General features: G+C 37.2%; 20 protein-coding genes. 10 read left to right on the top strand and 10 right to left on the bottom strand.

Features of this window, described 5'->3' with window-relative positions:
- Positions 1-6 precede the first annotated feature (6 nt).
- The 7 genes from LB076_RS03015 (at position 7) to LB076_RS02985 (ending at position 3,309) form a co-directional block, all read left to right on the top strand.
- Complete coding sequence (locus LB076_RS03015) at positions 7-459, top strand: hypothetical protein (RefSeq protein WP_141672836.1); 453 nt, start codon at positions 7-9, stop codon at positions 457-459.
- Between the two features lie 62 nt (positions 460-521).
- Positions 522-1,130, top strand: coding sequence for a hypothetical protein (locus LB076_RS03010; protein WP_066335022.1), 609 nt, complete (start codon positions 522-524; stop codon positions 1,128-1,130).
- A gap of 57 nt (positions 1,131-1,187) precedes the next feature.
- Positions 1,188-1,397: a hypothetical protein gene (locus tag LB076_RS03005; RefSeq protein ID WP_141672835.1), complete on the top strand. Its 210-nt coding sequence runs from the start codon at positions 1,188-1,190 to the stop codon at positions 1,395-1,397.
- Positions 1,398-1,478: 81 nt separating this feature from the next.
- Positions 1,479-1,706 carry a hypothetical protein gene (locus tag LB076_RS03000; protein WP_066335016.1) on the top strand — a complete coding sequence of 76 codons (228 nt, stop codon included), beginning with the start codon at positions 1,479-1,481 and terminating at the stop codon, positions 1,704-1,706.
- A gap of 7 nt (positions 1,707-1,713) precedes the next feature.
- Positions 1,714-2,337, top strand: a complete 624-nt coding sequence (locus tag LB076_RS02995; protein ID WP_141672834.1) for a hypothetical protein — start codon at positions 1,714-1,716, stop codon at positions 2,335-2,337.
- Positions 2,338-2,402: 65 nt separating this feature from the next.
- Positions 2,403-2,936 (top strand): hypothetical protein, encoded by a 534-nt coding sequence (locus tag LB076_RS02990; protein ID WP_066335013.1) that lies wholly within the window; start codon positions 2,403-2,405, stop codon positions 2,934-2,936.
- Positions 2,937-2,991: 55 nt separating this feature from the next.
- Positions 2,992-3,309, top strand: coding sequence for a hypothetical protein (locus LB076_RS02985; RefSeq protein WP_066335012.1), 318 nt, complete (start codon positions 2,992-2,994; stop codon positions 3,307-3,309).
- A 486-nt stretch (positions 3,310-3,795) separates the two neighbouring features.
- Here LB076_RS02985 and LB076_RS02975 read toward each other — a convergent pair whose 3' ends face one another.
- From LB076_RS02975 to LB076_RS02960, 4 genes are all read right to left on the bottom strand, one after another.
- Complete coding sequence (locus LB076_RS02975; RefSeq protein ID WP_066335007.1) at positions 3,796-4,206, bottom strand: BrxA/BrxB family bacilliredoxin; 411 nt, start codon at positions 4,204-4,206, stop codon at positions 3,796-3,798.
- Positions 4,207-4,316: 110 nt separating this feature from the next.
- Positions 4,317-5,468 carry a lycopene cyclase family protein gene (locus tag LB076_RS02970; RefSeq protein WP_066335006.1) on the bottom strand — a complete coding sequence of 384 codons (1,152 nt, stop codon included), beginning with the start codon at positions 5,466-5,468 and terminating at the stop codon, positions 4,317-4,319.
- A 36-nt stretch (positions 5,469-5,504) separates the two neighbouring features.
- On the bottom strand, positions 5,505-5,969 hold the full coding sequence (locus LB076_RS02965) for a thioredoxin family protein (protein WP_066334999.1): 465 nt from the start codon (positions 5,967-5,969) through the stop codon (positions 5,505-5,507).
- Between the two features lie 47 nt (positions 5,970-6,016).
- Positions 6,017-8,257: a TonB-dependent receptor gene (locus LB076_RS02960; RefSeq protein ID WP_066334998.1), complete on the bottom strand. Its 2,241-nt coding sequence runs from the start codon at positions 8,255-8,257 to the stop codon at positions 6,017-6,019.
- Positions 8,258-8,377: 120 nt separating this feature from the next.
- Here LB076_RS02960 and LB076_RS02955 point away from each other — a divergent pair, with 120 nt between their 5' ends.
- Positions 8,378-10,249, top strand: coding sequence for an Nramp family divalent metal transporter (locus LB076_RS02955; RefSeq protein WP_066334994.1), 1,872 nt, complete (start codon positions 8,378-8,380; stop codon positions 10,247-10,249).
- Between the two features lie 98 nt (positions 10,250-10,347).
- Positions 10,348-11,001 (top strand): metal-dependent transcriptional regulator, encoded by a 654-nt coding sequence (locus LB076_RS02950; RefSeq protein ID WP_066334991.1) that lies wholly within the window; start codon positions 10,348-10,350, stop codon positions 10,999-11,001.
- An 8-nt stretch (positions 11,002-11,009) separates the two neighbouring features.
- Here LB076_RS02950 and LB076_RS13750 read toward each other — a convergent pair whose 3' ends face one another.
- From LB076_RS13750 to LB076_RS02935, 4 genes are all read right to left on the bottom strand, one after another.
- On the bottom strand, positions 11,010-11,135 hold the full coding sequence (locus LB076_RS13750) for a FeoB-associated Cys-rich membrane protein (protein WP_099092419.1): 126 nt from the start codon (positions 11,133-11,135) through the stop codon (positions 11,010-11,012).
- Between the two features lie 10 nt (positions 11,136-11,145).
- Positions 11,146-13,245 (bottom strand): ferrous iron transport protein B, encoded by a 2,100-nt coding sequence (feoB, locus tag LB076_RS02945; RefSeq protein ID WP_066334990.1) that lies wholly within the window; start codon positions 13,243-13,245, stop codon positions 11,146-11,148.
- A gap of 1 nt (position 13,246) precedes the next feature.
- Positions 13,247-13,486: a FeoA family protein gene (locus LB076_RS02940; protein ID WP_066334986.1), complete on the bottom strand. Its 240-nt coding sequence runs from the start codon at positions 13,484-13,486 to the stop codon at positions 13,247-13,249.
- Between the two features lie 170 nt (positions 13,487-13,656).
- Positions 13,657-14,322 carry an SCO family protein gene (locus LB076_RS02935; protein WP_066335144.1) on the bottom strand — a complete coding sequence of 222 codons (666 nt, stop codon included), beginning with the start codon at positions 14,320-14,322 and terminating at the stop codon, positions 13,657-13,659.
- A gap of 137 nt (positions 14,323-14,459) precedes the next feature.
- Here LB076_RS02935 and LB076_RS02930 point away from each other — a divergent pair, with 137 nt between their 5' ends.
- A complete protein-coding gene (locus tag LB076_RS02930) occupies positions 14,460-16,523 on the top strand; it encodes a M13 family metallopeptidase (protein WP_066334985.1) in 2,064 nt (687 codons plus the stop codon).
- Between the two features lie 158 nt (positions 16,524-16,681).
- On the opposite strand, the gene LB076_RS02925 is transcribed toward LB076_RS02930, so the two are convergent.
- Together LB076_RS02925 and LB076_RS02920 are read right to left on the bottom strand one after the other, a co-directional pair.
- Complete coding sequence (locus LB076_RS02925; RefSeq protein ID WP_066334982.1) at positions 16,682-17,485, bottom strand: Rossmann-fold NAD(P)-binding domain-containing protein; 804 nt, start codon at positions 17,483-17,485, stop codon at positions 16,682-16,684.
- Positions 17,486-17,508: 23 nt separating this feature from the next.
- Positions 17,509-19,878, bottom strand: a complete 2,370-nt coding sequence (locus LB076_RS02920; protein ID WP_066334979.1) for a M20/M25/M40 family metallo-hydrolase — start codon at positions 19,876-19,878, stop codon at positions 17,509-17,511.
- Positions 19,879-19,897: the final 19 nt, after the last annotated feature.

Here is a 19,897-nt window from a genome sequence, read left to right as displayed (position 1 = left end):
CATAAAATGCAGGAAAGTTCACGTCTAGAAAAAGCAATAAGGACTGGAGGTTATGGAAATGAACTTGATAAAGATCCATATTTAAATTGGAGTAATGAAAAGATAAAAGAATTTGCTTCAAAAGTTTTTCCTGAATTATTTAAAGACGCAAATTCACCTGATTTTGAAAAACAATTAATGATTGGTAACGATCCAAACATTGCGGGTCGAGCTTGTAAAGAATTTACTGTAGATGCAAGTGGTAAATATACAGTTAGATCATTAGGGAAAATATTAATTAGAAGTAATGTTCTAAATTCAATACGTCAACTTGCCACTACGGTCGGTCATGAATTAAATCATGTGGTTGATCACATTTCTGGGGATTATGCTAATTGGGCGAATCATAATAGTGCAGGTGTTGCACATTCTTTGTCGGAAACAAAAGCAACAAACTGGGAAATTTATATGAGACAATAATGGATGGTTACTGTTCATTTCATATAGAAAAATGATTTTAAAATCTTAAAAATGTAAAAAACATGAGATATATATCAATACTAATTATTTTGTTTTTATGTATAAGTAGTAAACAAATAAAAAAAGATGAATTAGAATTTCGAATATTAAATAAATTGATTAATGATAACAGTAATTTTGATGTTGAATTAATAAATAGAAGTACAAAAGATTATTATATTCTTCTAGACACAACAAGTTCCTATAATAAATTAGCTCCTATTAGTGCTTCTGAATTTTTATATTTAACTAATATTGGGATTAAAGATGATTGCAATAACGAGATAGACATAGAACTAGTAGATTACGAATGTTACAATAATTTAATGCATAAGGATTTTAAATACAAAATAAAAGTAAAAAACATTTTAAAGATTAAATCAAAGCAGAGAGTATATTTTAAAATACCATTTAAAATGAAAACCAAGATAAATGATAATTGTTGGTATGGTTATCAAAAGGAAAAAATGAAAAAAACCGCAAAATATTTTTGCTTTTTAATAAGTCCAAAGTTAGATGAATACTTAAAACAAAGACTACCAATAGAAATCAAGGATTCTTTAAAACAAATGGGATATGAATTATATGACAAGGAAATTAACTCTAACAAAGTACCTTTGATTTTAAAGTAATATTTGAGTGCGGTTACGGGATTAGTTGTTAGTGGACTGAATCACGCGATGCACAAAATGACTCAACGGTCAGATTTGATTGGACGTTTAAAAGCCGCAGGATATAATGATCCAAATGCTTATGTTAACTTATCGGATTCGGAATTGGCTGGTTTTGCTCAAAAAGTATTACCCGAATTGTCTGCGGAAGCTCATAATCCTTCATTTGAATCTCGTGAGAATTTAACAGATGGTAAAGGTAATTTTGCTGATGGATTAACAGTGTGAGGAGAATTTAATCCGAACACATTAAAAGGGAGTATTTCTAAAATACTTATCTCTAAAAATGCCTTTTCAAGTTATTTAAAATTGGCCAGTACAATAGGACACGAATTAAACCATGCAGCAGATTATGTTAATGGTAATATGGCAAGATGGTATAATAAAGTAGGACATGGTTATAGAAGTGCTATGTCAGAGGCAAAAGCTTATAATTGGCAATTTAATATGCCTGGTGCTTCTGTAAATTTGGAGGCTTTTAGTTCTTATAACAATCAAGTTAATCTTTGGAATAAAATGTATAATGGCTTTAGATAACATTTATATGAAAACAATATTTATATCCTTACTAATCATTTTTTTTAGTTTTACTGAATATAACAAATCGGACATTAGGTTACGTATAATTAACACTAACATACGAGATAATGAAAAAATTACTTTCCAAATAGAAAATAATTCTAAAATAAATTATTGCTTTATAATTGATACTGTTTTTCCAATTAGAAGTACTGATTACTACCACGATTTAAATGCACTTATTAATCCTAAATTGACAATTTATGATGGTCAAAATAAAATAAATTCCATATGGGTAAAAGATGTTTCATATGATAAAAACTCACAAAATAATACAAATTTGGATAATTATGGACATAGCCAAAAGTATGTAAAAGAAGATAAATTAAGTCTAATATTTGTTAAGGCAAATAGCTCTGTAAAATTGAATATACCTTTCCATTTAGTTGTGAGAGAGAACGAAGAAACGATTATATATTACAAACTAAATGATAATGAAAAATACAAATGTGAGATAGAATATTCTGTTAAAAAAGATTTTATTAATAAAAGATTTTCAAACAGCGTGATAGACTCTGTCAAAAAGAAAGGCTATAAGTTTTTCACAGATAAATTAGTTTCTAACAAGTTGCCGTTAATTTTAAAATAGGTAATTTTTGGCAAGGAGCAGTAACTGGTCTTGTCGTTAGTGGACTGAATCATCTGGCTCACGCAATGATGAAACCAAAGTATACAGTTGCAGGTATTAATGGTGCAGGAGGCGAAGAAGCAAGTGGTAATCCTGCCTTAAAAAAATTAGTTGAGGGACAAGGGGGTAAAGTGTTTGCCAGTTCAGTAGGTGGTGGCGATGATGAAATCATAGCTTATTTGAAAGCAGGATTTGAAAAAGGCAATCAATTAAAGCTTTATGGTCATAGTCGTGGTGGAGCAGCAGCAGTAAGAATTGCGAACAAACTTGGAGCAATGAATATACATATTTCTGAAATGACTCTTTATGACCCAGTAGGGATGTATTTTGGAGGTAGTTTTAATTTTGATTACCCTAACGTGTCGAAAGTAACTAATTACTATCAAAGAAATCCTGTTGATGGCGTACTATTTTGGGCTGATAATCCTTTTCAAGGTAGTCCAGTAAGTGGTAGTTTCCAATGGCCTGCAATTAACAATGTGAATTTAACGGGACAATCTTATAATGGAGGACTAATTAATCACTTAAATATAACAAGGTATGCGATCAAGAATCCTTAAATTAGAAATAGTTGTATTTGCTTCTCTATTTTCATTATTAATCTCAAATTGCAATATGAAAGATGATTCAAAAAATCAGATTACTATAACAATAAATTCAGTTGATAAAGAAACCAAACAACGTAGAGTTAATAAATTTGATACTGTAGTAGTAAGAAAAGAAGGAATTGGTTATTTAATGAAAACTTTTGATAAAGTCGGACAATATGTAACAGATTCTACGGGGTCAGTTAAAATTAGGATTGATTCTTCAAAAATATGTGATATTTCAGTGTCTGGATTGAATGTATTGGGTGGAGATATGTATAACCCTGGATATTTAAAAGATGGTCAAGAGGTAAATATAGAAGTTATCTCTATTGAAAACAGGTAAATATATTTAGAATTTAAAAAAAGAAAGCCGAGCATTGCTCGGCTTTGGTGTTTATAAAATGCTTTGAATTTTTCTTTTAGCAATAAAAGCATCAATAACAGAAAAAAATAGGATTGCGGTCAGTTTCTTCAAATTTAGCAACTTCAAGAATACGACTACTGGTGTTTTTGTCCATCTGCACATCTTCTTTGCTAGTAAGATAATCTAAAGATACTTCTAGAATATCGGCATTTACGAGCAATATCTATAGAGGGAAAAACTTCGTTTCTCTCATATCTTCCTAATGCATTTTTACCAGTGCCTAACCGACCAGCTAAATCAGTTTGCCAAATCCTTTTTAGCCGCGTTTTTTAGCGGGTAAAAAGATTGTAACGAATAGCTGGAAATAGCTCCAAAAAAAACCGCCGCTTCACAGGTTAAAAATCTGCAAAGCGGCGGTTGAAATTTTTGCGTACTTAGCGCAATACTTTGTAGTTAACAGAAGTATTAACAGTATTCGTTAAAAGCATCTTTTAAGTTTTCTGCAATCATTTCTGCAGGACGACCTTCAATGTGGTGGCGCTCCAACATGTGTACCAATTCTCCGTTTTTAAATAATGCCATAGAAGGCGAAGAGGGAGGAAAAGGAAACATTTGTTGTCTAGCAGCATCTACCGCTTCTTTATCTACGCCTGCAAAAACCGTGATTAAATGATCTGGTTTTTTAGCACCTTCTAAACTCATTTTTGCTCCCGGACGTGCATTTCTAGCAGCACAACCACAAACCGAGTTTACCACAACAAGAGTAGTACCACTTGCTTTTAATGCGTTTTCAACTGCCTCAGCACTATGTAAATCTTGAAAACCTGCTACGGTTAATTCCGCTTGCATGGGTTTTACCATTTCTTCTGGATACATATTGTTTTATTTTAGATGTTATTTTTTTGGAACCACAAAGTTACAAAGTTTAAAAAGAATTGGCTCCTTTGTGTTATAAAGTTTTGTTATTGTTGGATAGCTAGTGGTTTTTATGGCCATAAATAGCGCACAGACCGGATTAAGGACCAGATAAAAGGCATTTTTGGACATTTTAAAATCACTCGAATATCCTCATAAAACGAGGTTTCTTCATCCAGAAATTTAAAAATCAGAGCAGGACTCCCTTTTTGGAACATCGAGGAGAATATTCTGGCTCCCTTTTGGTTGTCTCGATCTAAAATATCTAGTAAAAGCAAATCATAAAACCAGAATTTAGTGCGTTTATGAAAGGTAGTTAAATCCGATTCCTTTTGTAAAAAGGCAATTAAAGCGGTAGATTTTTTATCCGCATTTTTAAAGGTGTAGCCCGTGCTGGCTTTGGTCCATCCGCCTGCTGTGCCTATATGTAGTACGCGTTGGCTGTTTTTTTTCCAGAAGGGATAGCAACTCATCGGGATGCTGCCTTTTTCTTTGTCGGTAATTTCGTATTCTGTGACACCTAATTTTGCAAGGTAGTTTTGGATTTCGGTTTCGTAGTCCCTTTTGTCTAATACTTGGTGCGAAAACAGGGTGTATTCTACCAAAGCTTCGTTGGTTGCAGTGGGTAGAACATACATAAAACGGGTGTTGCCTTTTTGCGCTACCGAAAAATCCATAAAAGTCGCTTGCTCTGGGTTGAAAACTGCTTCTTTGCTTTTTATAAACCAACCTATAAAATGCTGTTGCAAAATAGGGTATTTGGTTTGGCTCTCGGCTTCGCCTTTTCGATAAATACTATTGAATACCTTTTCGCCCGTGAAACTTTGGGTTTCGGTGGCAACATAAACATGTGTTTTTAATTCATGGATATCGGTAACTTTTTCGTTGAGAAAGTGAATGTTTTTTTGTTTCGAAATCTGATCAAGAGCTTGGCTGTAAAAATCAGAAGCGTTGATTCGGTTGTAAGTATAGGGTTTTAACTCTAAATCACGACGAAATTTAGTAGTAGCAAATAAAGCCAATTCCCATTTTTTAGTTACGGACCGTTCCCAATCCGAGGGCGCGTCTTGCCAAAAACACCACGTACGATCATTAATCTTCTTAGAATCTGGATCCATCAATAGAATTGTTTTATCCTCAAAAGCACCCGATTGGATCATTTTGTACACCGTCATCAATGCCGCTAAACCCGAGCCTGTAAAAATGTAATCGTAGTGTTTCATAAAAAAGGGATAAAAATTTATTCCAAAAATAGGAAATTATTTTGCCTTATCCAGAATTGAAAGCAGTGTGTTAGCTCCAATAATAGAATGTTGCTGAAAAATAATTGAAGTATCGGTTCCTAAAATAGTTAGTGTAGGATACCGAACTTGATCCTTAATTGTTGCTAAAGCCGTAGCCAATTCATGCATTCCTGTTTTTGTTCCGGTGGGTTGAAAGCGGAACGTATGCTTGTTGAAAGTAATCGACTCTTTGGTCTGCGCATCCAACGAAATGAAATAAAAATTGGCGTTTAATACGGCTATGACTTCTTTGTTTTTAAAGGTACTATTATCCATTATTTTGCAGTATTTGCACCAAGATGTATGAATAAAAACTACCATAGGTTTGGGGTTTTGCTCTGCCAATTGTGCTGCCTCTTGAAAAGTATGGGTTTTTAATTGCCCAAAACTTGGTGTAGTGGCAAGCAACACCAACAGCCATACCAACACGATTTGTTTCATTAGTTTTATTTTATAATAGTTTAAACCAAGCTATTTGTATGTTGTGTTTATCGCAAGCTATAGCGTATTCCAAAAAAACTACGAATCCCTTGGTTAGGACCATATACATAACTTGGATCAAAACTTAGGGCGTAGGGGTTCTCTGGAGTAGCCTGCACATTGCCGCTAGCATCGTACTGCACGTTTTGGTCAAATGGATCGTTTGCTCTTGCAATGATAAACGGATTTCCTTTGTTTGGGGTCCAGTTTAACAGGTTTTTTATACCACCGTAAATCTCTATGTTTTTAAGTTTATTAAAGGTAAATTGAATATTCTGAATGCTCCAAGTAGGGGAGTATTCTTTTCTTGGATCTAGGTCTCCAAGCAGCGGCAAACGCATCGGGCCATAAAGATTTCCGGTATAATCTATGTCCAAAAACAAGGAGTTAATACGGTAGCTAATTGCCCAAGTTGCCGAGAATTTTTCGGTTAGCATTTGCTGCGTGGTGGTATTGTTTTCTGTTTTAGAAACAGCCATGTACGTTGCGCCCAGAATCATCTTCAACCCATTATTGCATACAAAATCCAGATTGGTGCTCACGCCTTTTGTAACCGCATGACCATCTAAGTTTTTGTAAATTATTTGGTTGGGATTGGTGTCATAATCTGGAATAATGGAATTGCTAAATCGGGTGTACCAAGCAGTGGTTTCGATACCTATAAAATGGCCATTTTTGGTATATATTTTTTTAAGATAATTTAAGTTGGCATTAATAGAGCGTTCTGGTTTTAAATCTTCGAGAACAATAACGTCTCTAGATCCAGTTAGTGCCGCATGTTCTTCGGTAAAAAGATTCACAATTCTAAAACCAGTTCCGGTATTGAAACGCAAAATATTATTGCTGTTAATTTTCCATTTGTAAGCAAAACGTGGCGTAAAAATAGATCCGTGGTTGTTGTTATAGTCGTAACGAGCTCCCAACAGTATTTTATGATGGTCATCAAAAGCAATTTCGTCTTGAACAAACCAACTCGGGATCCAATTGACCTCTTCGTTTAGGGTAGCGGTGGTGTTGTCATCATAATATTGGTAACGTAATGCAGTTCCAAAAAGTAAGTCGTGTTGCTTTATTTTTTTGTCCCAACTGAGTTGCCCAAAACCAATGCGTTGTTGTGCCAGATAAGGCACGTTGCCATACACCGAGTTCTGATCGTGGCTTGTGTAGGAGAATGAAAACTGCATTTTTTCGGAAACGGGCAACGCATAGGCTCCTAACAACTCCCAGCGTTTGGTGTAAATACTTTCACCATACACTTGGCTGCCACCGCGGTGCTTTTTATTCCACTGCAATGCACCTCCCCAACGATCTTCATAAAAATAGCGTCCCGCCACCGAAAGCAGTTTGTTACTCTGGCGGTTAAAATTCCATTTCTGAAAAACCGAAATACGGTCTTGTAAGGTCAAGTCCGTAAAATTATCGTTGTTATTGTCTATCGGGTTGCTGTAATTAAAATAATTCACACCCGTTAAAACGGATGCTGTTTTGCCAATATTTCCTTTAAATCCAAGGTCTGCATTGCTTTCGCCCCATCCGGTTACAAACGCGTCTGCCGAAAACACAGGAGCATTGTTGGGGTTTTTGGTAATAATATTGATCAAACCGCCAACGGCTTCGCTACCATATAAAGAGGATGCAGGCCCTTTGACGATCTCAATACGTTCTAATAAAGAATTCGGAATTCCAGACAAACCATAAACGGTTGATAAACCACTAACAATAGGCATACCGTCAATGAGCACCAGCGTATAAGGTCCTTCGAGTCCATTGATATGAATGTCTCCAGTATTACATACATTACAATTTAATTGTGGGCGCACCCCATTTACGTTTTGCAAGGCTTCAAAAATATTGGCTGTTGGGTTTTTCTTAAAAAAAGTAGGTTTGTACACCTCTACCGGAACCGTACTTTCTAGTCTACTCACGGGTTTTAGGGTTCCTGTAATTACAATTTCGTCTAGGGTATTGTCTTCGGTTAGTTCAAAATCCAAAACCGTTTGGGTGCGATCCACCAACACTTCTTTTTTTTGCTGGGATCGAAACCCAGTGTAAGAAACGCCAACTTCATAAACACCAGGATCCAGATTAGCTATCTGGTACTTTCCTTGGCTATCCGTAACTACGGCTTTTTTTGCTTTTTTTACTACAATATTAGCATGTGGCAAAGGCATGCCGTTGGTGGTAACGGTCCCTTTTAGGGTAGCTTGCGCAAAAGATAAGCCGGATAGCAATCCTAAAGAAAGTACCATTATAATTGTTTTCAAAATATAATTTTTAGATTATGACTGTGTATAAATTTAGACAAATCTAAAAATTATATTTCATATAACAAAAAAATACAATTATATTTGCCTCAAATAGCGATATACATGAGCAAATCATTAGAAGAAGTAAACCAATCCGTTGCTACTCAAGACAAAAAATCCGTTTTTCGAAAAATCCTCGCTTTCTTTGGGCCAGCATATCTAATTAGTGTAGGCTACATGGATCCCGGAAATTGGGCAACAGATCTAGCCGGAGGAAGCCAATTTGGCTACTCACTGCTATGGGTTTTATTGATGAGCAACATTATGGCCTTGCTTTTGCAAAGCTTGAGCGCAAGGTTAGGTATTGTAACCCAACGGGATTTAGCCCAAGCCTCTCGAGAAACCTATTCCAAATTCATCAACTACATTTTGTATTTTTTGGCAGAGGTAGCCATTGCCGCCTGTGATCTAGCAGAAGTTTTAGGAATGGCCATCGGGATCAATCTATTGTTCGGTATTCCACTTATTGAGGGAGTTCTGATCACCGTATTGGACACCTTTTTACTGCTGTTTTTAATCAACAAAGGCATTCGAAAAATGGAAGCTTTTATTATTGCCTTGGTGATGGTAATTGGCGTTTCGTTTGTGTTTGAGATGATTTTTGCCCAACCCGAGATGGACAAAGTTCTATTGGGATTAATCCCATCCATGCCCAACGAAACCGCATTGTATATAGCCATCGGAATTATTGGAGCAACCGTAATGCCCCACAACCTATACTTACATTCTTCATTGGTGCAAACCCGAAAATTTGACAGAACAACCGCCGGAATCAAACAAGCCCTAAAATACAATTTCATCGATTCTACCATCGCCTTGAATCTTGCGTTCTTTGTCAATGCCGCCATTTTAATTTTGGCAGCAGCCACATTTTATAAAGTAGGCATGCACCAAGTTGCCGAAATTCAAGACGCACACAAATTTTTGCAACCCCTCTTAGGCACCAAATGGGCTCCAATACTATTTGCAGTAGCACTAATAGCAGCAGGCCAAAGCTCCACCATAACCGGAACCTTAGCCGGACAAATCATCATGGAAGGCTATCTTAATTTAAGAATCCAGCCTTGGGTGCGCCGGATCATCACCCGATTAATAGCCATAGTTCCGGCCGTAATTGTCATCACCATTTTTGGCGAAGGCGTAACAGGCAAACTACTCATCTTTAGTCAAGTAATATTGAGTTTGCAATTGGGATTTGCCATCATTCCGTTAATCCACTTTGTGAGCGATAAATCCAAGATGAAAGGATTTCATATAGGCAAATGGACCCAAATAGCCTCGTGGATCGTAGCCACCATTATCGTAATCCTAAACGGAAAACTAGTAGTAGACGAAATCAACGGTTGGTTAGAAACCTCCGAAAACCCTATCCTGTTATGGCTTACCGTAGTGCCCTTAGCTCTGGGTTTTTTAGTATTGTTGCTATACATTGTCATCAAACCCTTTATAACCAAATCCAAGACAGCCTTTCAAAACCATTCGCCACACCATTTAAACCTGCGGTTTTCAAAAACCACCGCTGATACCAAAAAAAACATAGCCATTGCCGTAGATTTTTCTTCCGCCGATGCCGTAGCCCTAAACGGCGCCTTTGAACTCGGAGGCACCACAGCCAACTACACCCTAATACATGTAGTAGAAACCGTAGGCGCCCTGATGTACGGAGACCACACCGACGATCACGAAACCCTAATAGACGAAAAATTACTAGAAGAATACAAAGAAATGCTTTCTGCCAAAGGCTTCAAAATAAGCACGCAGCTTGGCTTTGGCAAACCCAACAAAGTAATACCCAAGATCCTCAGCCAAGGCAATTTTGATATTTTAGTCATGGGAACCCACGGCCACACCGGCCTTAAGGATCTAATCTTTGGGACCACCGTAGATAAATTAAGACACAAAATAACCATCCCTCTATTGATCCTAAAAGAATAAAAAAAACGTGAAGCCATTTCCCGCTCTCCGCTATATCTTTATCTTTTTAAAGAAAAAAGATAAAGGATGCCGCTGCTATCGGGGCTAAAATAAAAACCATGACCTTTTCCGAAGAAAATTATCTCAAACAAATTTACCACCTCACCGTAGTAACTAATGCCGCCGTAAGCACCAATGCCATAGCCGAAGTGATGGATACCAAAGCATCTTCGGTAACCGACATGCTCAAAAAATTAGCCGAAAAAGAGTTAATTAATTACAAAAAATACCAAGGCGTATCGCTAACCAACCAAGGAAGACTAGAGGCCAAGATGATTGTAAGAAAACACCGTCTATGGGAGGTGTTTTTGGTAGAAAAACTAGATTTTAGCTGGGATGAGGTCCATGATATTGCAGAGCAATTAGAACACATCAAGTCCGAGAAGCTCATCAATAAGTTGGATGATTTTTTGGGAAACCCCACCGAAGATCCTCATGGCGACCCCATACCCAATGCCGAAGGCGAAATATTCAAAGTAGAAAAACAACTCCTTTCGGATCTTTTAGTACACCAAAAAGGCATGTGTGTTGGCGTAAAAGACACCTCTTCAGAATTTTTAAAATACCTAGACAAACAAGAAATAGCCTTAGGCTCCAAGATTGAAATTCTAGCCAAAGAAACCTTTGACCTATCTCTAAAAGTACAAGTAGATGGCAAGCATTTAACGATCTCTAACAAAATAGCCAGCAATTTATTTGTCAAGATAAAGTAAGCCCCATACTAATGGCAACCACAATCGTTGGTTCCGCAGCTTTTGTCGGATTTTTTTTTCTTAAAAAAATATTTTTTAATTAAAAACCCAACAGCCATTGCCAGAATACCAAAAGCGAGTATTTCTTGTATCATGATTTTTTCTTTATTTTAATATCTGAAAAGCAATAAGCGCCACCACATACGCAAAACCACTCATAAATACCAATTGTCCAACGGGCCATTTCCAAGAGTTGGTTTCTTTTTTGGTGATGGCCAGCGTACTAGCACATTGCAGTGCAAAGGCATAAAACAATAATAACGACACACCAGAGGCAAAATTAAATATTTTAGCACCTGTTACCGGATGCACCTCGGCAGCCATTTTGTTTTTGATAGTATCTTCATTATCCGTATTTCCGACACTATAAATTGTTGCCAAAGTGCCTACAAAAACCTCTCTAGCGGCAAAAGAGCTAATGATGGCAATACCGATCTTCCAGTCATATCCTAACGGAGAAATAGCCGGTTCAATAGTTTTGCCCATAATTCCAATATACGAATTCTCTAATCTGTAGGTAGCTATTTTGTTGTCTAGTTCTTGCTCAGACAGCTGCATGTTTTGCGTTTGCGTTTGGATTATTTGCGCTGCATTCTTGAAATTTTTGCCCGGACCATACGAGGCCAAAAACCATAATATAATAGAGATAGCCAATATGATTTTTCCGGCACCAAATACAAATGCTTTTGTTTTTTCGACCACATTGATAGCCACGTTTTTGAACATAGGGAGTTTGTAATTGGGCATTTCAACCACAAAAAAAGTTTTGCCTTTTATTTGCATCACTTTATTTAATACATATGCGGATAATATCGCCATACCAAAGCCCAAAAGATACAACAACATCAAGGTAAGTCCTTGTAGGTTAAAAATTCCTAAAACGTGCGTATCGGGTATTACAAGTGCAATAATAATGGCATAAACCGGTAATCGTGCCGAACAAGTGGTAAAAGGCGTTACCAGTATGGTTATCAGTCTTTCTTTCCAGTTTTCAATGTTTCGGGTTGCCATAATAGCCGGAATTGCACAAGCAGTTCCCGAGATTAACGGCACCACACTTTTGCCAGACAAACCAAATTTTCGCATAATTTTGTCCATCAAAAAAACCACCCGACTCATGTAGCCGCTTTCTTCCAGAATAGATATAAATAGAAATAAAAAGGCAATTTGCGGAATGAAAATTAAAATACCACCAATACCAGGAATGATTCCCTGCGAGATCAAATTGGTCAAAACCCCTGCCGGCAATTGGTCATTAGCTAGCGTGCTCAAAGAGGCAAAACTACTGTCTATAAAATCCATCGGTATTTTCGACCATTCAAAAATAGACTGAAATATAACAAACAAAATGGCAAAGAAAATGGCATAACCCCACACTTTATGAGTCAGCACGCGGTCTAATTTAGAGCGAAAATCTTTGGCAAGAGTGGTGTCTATTTTTAAACCTTTTTGTAGCGTTTGGTTTATAAATTGGTAGCGTTTGATGGTTTCTTTTTGTTGCAAACGCTTTAAATCCGAATGGGATTTGGTAAAAGAACTATGGATTTCTTTGCGTTCTAAATTCAAAAAATTGACATCTTGGGTAATAACCAACCAAAGTTTATAGATCAATTGGTTTGGAAAGGCTTTGCGCAAACTATCAAAATATTCGGGATCAATTACAGACGCATTCAAACAAGGCTCACTCGAGATGGTCTTGTAGGTTATGATTAGTTTTTTTAAGGCTTCTATTCCAAAACCTTTTCTGGAACTCACCAAAGCAATTTTGGTTTTTAATTGCTCTTCAAGATACGGAATATCCAGCGAAATGCCTTTGTGTTCCATTCTATCGGCCATGTTAATGACTAGTATGGTAGGTATTTCTAAGTCTTTTATTTGGGTAAAAAGCAGTAAATTACGTTTCAAATTTTCTACATCCGTTACCACAAGGGCTACATCTGGATATAGTTTGTCGTTTTTGTTCAAGAGCAGCTCAATGACTACATTCTCATCTATAGAACTGGCGTTTAGACTATAGGTTCCGGGCAAATCTAATATATTTGCCTTTACGTTATTGGGTAATTTACAAAACCCTATTTTTTTTTCGACCGTAATACCAGGATAATTACCCACTTGCTGGTTAAGGCCTGTTAGTTGGTTAAAAACAGACGTTTTACCTACATTGGGGTTTCCTATTAGAGCAACATTTATATTTTGATTAATCATTTTAAAGCTGGATTTGGATCAATTCAACCTCAATTTCTGCGGCAGTTTCTACACGAATTGCCAAGTGCGAACCATTGATATCTAAATACAAAGGGTCTCCAAAAGGAGCGATCTGTAACAGTTCTACGGTATTTCCGGGCAAACAACCCATCTCGAGCAACTTTAACGGAATGATATCAATATCAAAATCTTTGATAATGGCTTTTTCTCCTTTTTTTAATGAATTTATCGTGGTACGCAAGTCTTATTTAGATTGAATTAAGATTGCAAAAATACGGATTATAAAATAAATACGAATGATATTTGTCATTTTTGTATCTCCTAAGGGCAAATTAGGATGCGTATAACCTACGTCTTATTTTTATTTTTCAATTTTGAGAATCCAAAAGCACCAAATAAGGCTAGCAGTTGTTATTCCTTACTCAAAAAAGCAATGTCTTCGATCAATTGTTGGACTTCTTCTTTTTTGGTTCCATCATAAAAACCCCGCACTCTTTTTTTGGTATCCACCAAAACAAAATTTTCGGTATGCACCATGTCATACAACGCTTCGGGTTTGCCAAGTTTTACGGCAAGGTAGGATTTTCGGGCAAGGGCATAGATTTCTTTTTTGTCTCCCGTTACTAGGTTCCACTTATGGTCTAGTACACCGTATTTTTTGGCGTAAGCCTTCAAAACAGGAACACTGTCCGTTTCTGGAAAAACACTATAAGAGAGCAACATTACTTTTGGGTTGTTGGCAATGGCTTTTTGTACCTCAAATAAATTGGCAGTCATTTTGGGGCAAATAGATCCACAAGTGGTAAAGAAGAAATCGGCGACATAAATTTTGCCTTCGTAGTCTTTTTGGGTAATGGTTTTTCCGTTTTGATTGGTAAACGAAAAATCTGCGATGGTATGGTATTTACGGATGTATTGGATGGTACTGTCTACCAATTCTGGATTTACATCCGAAGGATTATAAATCGGGAGTGTTTTTTGTGGTTTTAGAGCATTGTAAAACAAAGACAGCGTAATGATGGAGAAAACAGCAAAAATCCCCAAAAAAAGGGCATATTTTTTTAAAACAGATTGCATAAAAATATAATTTTTACAAAAATACAAAAAACCAATCTTTTGTGCTGCTTTTATTTGTTTGGAAAGCCAACGCAACGCCAATTTATTTTTCAACTATAATTCCTAACTTTGTAGAGTATCCTTAAATTATAAAATACATGAAAAAGTACTTCTATCGGCCGTTAATTTTGATGCTTCCGGCTCTTGTTGGCTGGTCCGAAATGCAGTCGCAAAACAAAGAAACCCTAACAGAATCGGGTATTACAAAGGCATCTTTTGATTATAAAGTGCAACCCGCAGAGGATTTTTTTAGATTTGTTAATGGTACTTGGTTGGACCAAACCGAAATTCCTAAGGATCGAACCACTTGGGGGAGTTTTAACGAATTGGTAAAAAAGACCGATAAGGATGCCTTGGATATTTTGAAAGTTGCCGCCGCCAACCCCAAGTACCAATCCAATACAGACCAAGGCAAAGCCATTAATCTGTATACTAGTATTCTGGACACTCTAGCCCGTAACAAGCAGGGTATTGCGCCATTAAAACCGTATTTGGACCAAATTGACCGCATTGAGAACCTAACGGATTTAACCCAATTGTTAATGGAGATGGAGCACATTGGAGGAATTGGTTTTTTTGGAACCTATGTAGGAGCCGATGATAAAAACAGTACAAAAAATTCGTTGTTTGTTACTGTAAGTAGTTTGGGGCTTCCGGACAAAGAGTATTATTTATCCGATGACAAAGACACCAAAGCAAAGCGCCAAAAATACCAACAGCATATTGCTAGAATGTTACAGTTTTTGGGAGAGTCTCCCGCTAAGGCCAAAAAAAGTGCCAGTCAGGTTTTGGCCTTTGAGGTGGCTTTGTCTAGGCCACGTTTGGATAGAGTAGAGAGTAGAGATGGTAGGTTGCAATACAACCCCATGACTGTTTCGGCATTACAAAAAATAACCCCTGCTGTAGATTGGAAAAATTATTTTAAAGGCATTGGTTTTGCTAATTTAGATAGTGTGATTGTGGCACAACCGAAATACATGCAAACTCTAGAGACTATTTTTAAACAAAAAGAGGTTGCCGCTTGGAAAGCCTACTTAAAATGGAACCTAATCAACAATTCGGCCTCTTTATTATCTACAACCATAGCTGCTGCTAATTTTGATTTTTATGGCAAAACCTTAAATGGCGCCATCCAGCAAAGACCACTCGAAGAACAGGCCTTGTCTAGCGTAAATGGAACCATTGGCGAGGCATTAGGAAAATTATATGTTGCCCAAATGTTTCCCGCTGCGGCAAAAGAAAAAGCCCAAAAAATGATTGCCAACATTGTGCGTGCGTATCAGGAGCGAATCCTGAACTTGAGTTGGATGTCTGAAGAAACCAAAACCAAAGCAATCCAAAAACTAAATAAAATCACCATCAAAATAGGCTATCCAGATAAATGGAAAGAGTATGCAGCACTGAATATTAAAAGTGTTGCCGAAGGAGGGAGTTATTTTACAAACATGCAAAATATTTACCAATGGAATTCGAATTTGGATATAGCCAAACTGGACCAACCAGTAGACAAAACAGAATGGTACATGTCTCCACAAACAGTCAATGCCTATTATAATCCATCCTATAATGAAATTGTTTTTCCGGCGGCCATATTGCAACCTCCTTTTTATAATTACCAAGCAGACGAAGCAGTCAATTATGGAGGTATAGGAGCTGTTATTGGGCATGAAATTTCTCATGGTTTTGATGATTCTGGAGCGCGTTACAATGCCGATGGTAATTTGGTAGATTGGTGGACAGCCGAAGATTTGGAACAGTTTACAGCCTTGGGTACCGCTCTTGCAAACCAATACAGTGCCCTAGAACCATTGCCAGGAGTACATGTAGATGGCAAATTTACCCTTGGAGAAAACATTGGAGATCTAGGAGGAGTGAATGCTGCCTATGATGGTTTGCAATTGTATTTAAAAGAAAACAAAAATCCAGGACTCATTGATGGCTTTACTCCAGAGCAGCGTTTCTTTATTTCATGGGCCACGGTTTGGAGAACCAAGTCTCGAGACGAAGCTATAAAAAACCAAGTAAAAACAGACCCTCACTCCCCAGGGAAATATCGTGCCTACGTTCCTGCACAAAATATGGACGCTTTTTACCAAGCCTTTTCTATTAAAAAAGGAGATGGGATGTATTTAGCGCCCGAAAGCAGAGTTAAAATCTGGTAATTATACTAGATTGAGCACCAAAAAACCCAAGCTTTAGACAGACTTATTCTAAAGCTTGGGTTTTTTAGTTCTAGAGGTTATAACTATTTAATACTTAGGTTTAATCCAGAAGTTTTTTTAAATATAAATCCAAAATAGTTGCGATAGATATTTTGGGGCTAAAGTTCGTTTTTAATAAAGAGATAGTTTAGCGTGTTTTTTAACGTATCAGAATTTATAGTTTTTCCTACCGAAGGGTTTTTTCTAGAAAAACTAGGAGGAACTAGATCCAATGCTACAGCTTTTTGCGTATAATATGCAGCCCTAGACGGATGGTAATCTGCAGCGGCATTAAAGACTTGGTTCCATGTATTGGTACTTATAATTTTTAGAATAATACCAATACAATCTTCTTGATGGATTAAATTTATGGGTGCCTCTGGATTCTCTAGGTTTTCTTTGCCTGCCAAAAAGTGTACTGGATTGCGGTCGGCACCTACTAATCCTGCAAAACGGAGAATGGTGGTGCTAAAATGGGGGTTGTTTTGCAAAATCCCTTCAATTACTAGAAGCTGTTTCCCTGCTTCGGTGGAAGGGTTGTGTGCGCTTTTTTCGGTAATAATTTCGTTAGTGTCGCTATAAACAGAGGTAGAGCTTATAAAAAGGACTTTCTGAACACCAGAATTTTCTATATAAGGAAGTAACTGTTGTATTTTGGCAACAAAATTTTCAGAACTATTGCGACGTAACTTGGGTGGAATGGCAATAATCAGTAAAGCACTTTGGTCTAAAAACGCCGTAATTTCTCCCAGAACACCATCAGTCTGTAGACTAATCACATACGGCTCGATGCCTTTTTGGGTCAAAACAGCTTGCTTTTGGGCAGAAGTAGTGCTGCCCTTTACCCTAAAATTAGCTTTAATCAAGGCTTCGGCCAAAGGAACTCCTAACCAGCCACAACCTAAAATACTTATCGTTGTCATTTTTTATTTTTTTTGAAGTGTTATTATCTGGCAACGGATGTAGGTAGCACCAGGTCTGTTGTATCTTTATTTTGGGGCAACTGGTTTGTACGGGCATTTGGTTTTAAGTGCTGGGTGATTATTACGGCATCCGTCAACACAAAAGGGGTAGGCATCATCCAAGTAGCTCTTTTGCGCATATTGAAAGAAGGATTTTGCATTAAATCAAACGAAGATTCTACCAATTCCATATCAAACACGGTGGTTTTAGGAATAGTAAATACCATTTCTAGGGGTTCATTATCTAGTACATAATAACTAAGTACTCTCTTGCCGTTCCGTTTTAAGGTGCTTCCTTTTTGATCTAAGGGTGCGGTGCCATTTGCTTTAAAATGCGTAAAAATCATCTTTGGATTCGCAAAAATATCGTAACGATTCACGTCTCTATTTGGAGTGATTTTAATTTTAATATGGCGCTGGTTTGCTATAATAGTATCTTTTACAAAAGCTACCGTGGGTTTCAAAATAGTAGCTATTGGTGCGCTATTTACATACGTAAAAACGGAGTTGTATTTGCTAAACAATGGATTTTTGTTGCTGCTTGTTGCTTTTTGTGGTTTTTTGCCTAAATAGGTTTGGGTCCAATAGTCTAGATTTTTATCGTATGTTGCCCAGAGTGCGGTTTCGGTATCCGTGTTCAAAATATATACCAAACTGTTGGATTTGGCTTTGCCGGCTTCATAGCCCGATCCGTAGTGCGCTTTGGCAAAAAAACCAATACTTAGAAACAAAAAAACCAAGGCCCAAATGCCTTTGTGTTCAAATTTACCAAAAATAGGCAGTAATAATACAAAGGTCAAAACAGTCAGCAAACCACTACCAAAAAGAAGGTTGAGCCCCAGACCTACTGGTAGGGTTTGTATAAAAGGTACTATAAGGATTAAAGCCGGAATACTAAGGATTAGGTTTAAAAAGGGACTGTTTTTTTGCGTAATTATAAAAATCCCAAACGCCAATAGCCCGCTCATAACCGGAAGTATCAAAAAACCAGCTCCCTGCAGAAATCCGGCCAAACCAGCATTAATAAGGAGCCATAAAAATAAAGGCGCTACGTAGTGATTGCAGCTTAATTTTGGCTTAGAGAATAGCTGGTAACATCCAAAACAGATTGCTACACTCAGCATCACAAAGGCAACGATATAGTCTTGCCCGTTGTAGGTAAATCCATTAAGCATGTCTTTGTATTGTGGATATAGTTTGGATACTATTTTCCAGCCTAAAACAACCGCCAAAAGCGTGGTGAAGATTGCTGCCAATAAGGGGATAAATCCTTTAATAATATCCGACAAAAGAAGTATTTTTTTGGCAATTCCTACCAGAACAAAAACAACAAACAAAAACACCGATAGCAGTAACATTGGCATAACCCAACCAAAGGGATAATTAATTATGGTATACGGAATACTGAAATAAACGCTATCCTGATTGGAGTGTGTAGCGTTTAAGTTTGCTTTAGAAAAATGATCCAATAGCGGCATTAAGTAGGCTCCCTGGTGCGCAAGGCTGGCTTTGTCTAGGTTTGTAATAGTATCTTGTGCGGTATGGTAGTTGTAATGGCCGTCAATAAAAGCAAAATTAAATCCTTGAATATTCGCTTTTTCTCTAAAAACGGTCAAATCGGTGTCATTGGGTAGCATTTTGTAAATACTATACATTAGAGAGTTGGTTACCGGAAAAGTAGTTTTTGCCTTAGCAAACTCTTTTATTAGGCCTGTGTTTCCGTTGTTGGTCTCCACTAGCATATAGCTTGGGCCTGAGGTTCCTCTGGCTTCAAAGTTAAGCACTAAGCCTACCTCTTTAGCCCAATGGTGTTTGGTTACAAATAATGCCGCACCATTTAAGCCTATTTCTTCGGCATCCGTAAAGAGAATTAGGATGTCATTCTTGGGTGTTTTTTTTTGGTATTTGTAAGCTCTTATGGCTTCTAAAATAGTTGCGACTCCGGAGCCTGCGTCGCTGGCGCCTTTAGAGCTCGAATGTGGTGCACTATCATAGTGGGATAGTAGTACTAAGGCTTTGTTGTTGGAGGTGCCTTTGATTTTGGCTATGATGTTTTTTGCTTTGACTAAATTACCCCAGTTGGTTAGGGTATAGCCTTCTTGAATGCTGGTTTCTAGACCTAAATTAGTTAATTCTTCTTGTAAATAAAGAGCTACTTCTTGGTGGTTTTTGGAACTGACATAATGCGGTTTTTTTGCAATTTCGGTTGCTTTTGCAAAAGCTCTGTCTGTAGAAAACTCAGACAAAGTACTCAAGTCATTGGATGTCCAGCGTGGCATCATGGTATACTGCGCTACCGCTAGTACAATCAAAATAAATAGGGTACTCCATAATGAGATAAAGCTTTTTTTCATTGCAAGTAGGAATTAGGTT

This window comes from Flavobacterium crassostreae (assembly GCF_001831475.1).
In the GTDB taxonomy this organism is placed as follows: domain Bacteria; phylum Bacteroidota; class Bacteroidia; order Flavobacteriales; family Flavobacteriaceae; genus Flavobacterium; species Flavobacterium crassostreae.
The sequence above is the reverse complement of the archived record's forward strand: the minus strand, read 5'-3'. Positions and strand labels throughout refer to the sequence as shown.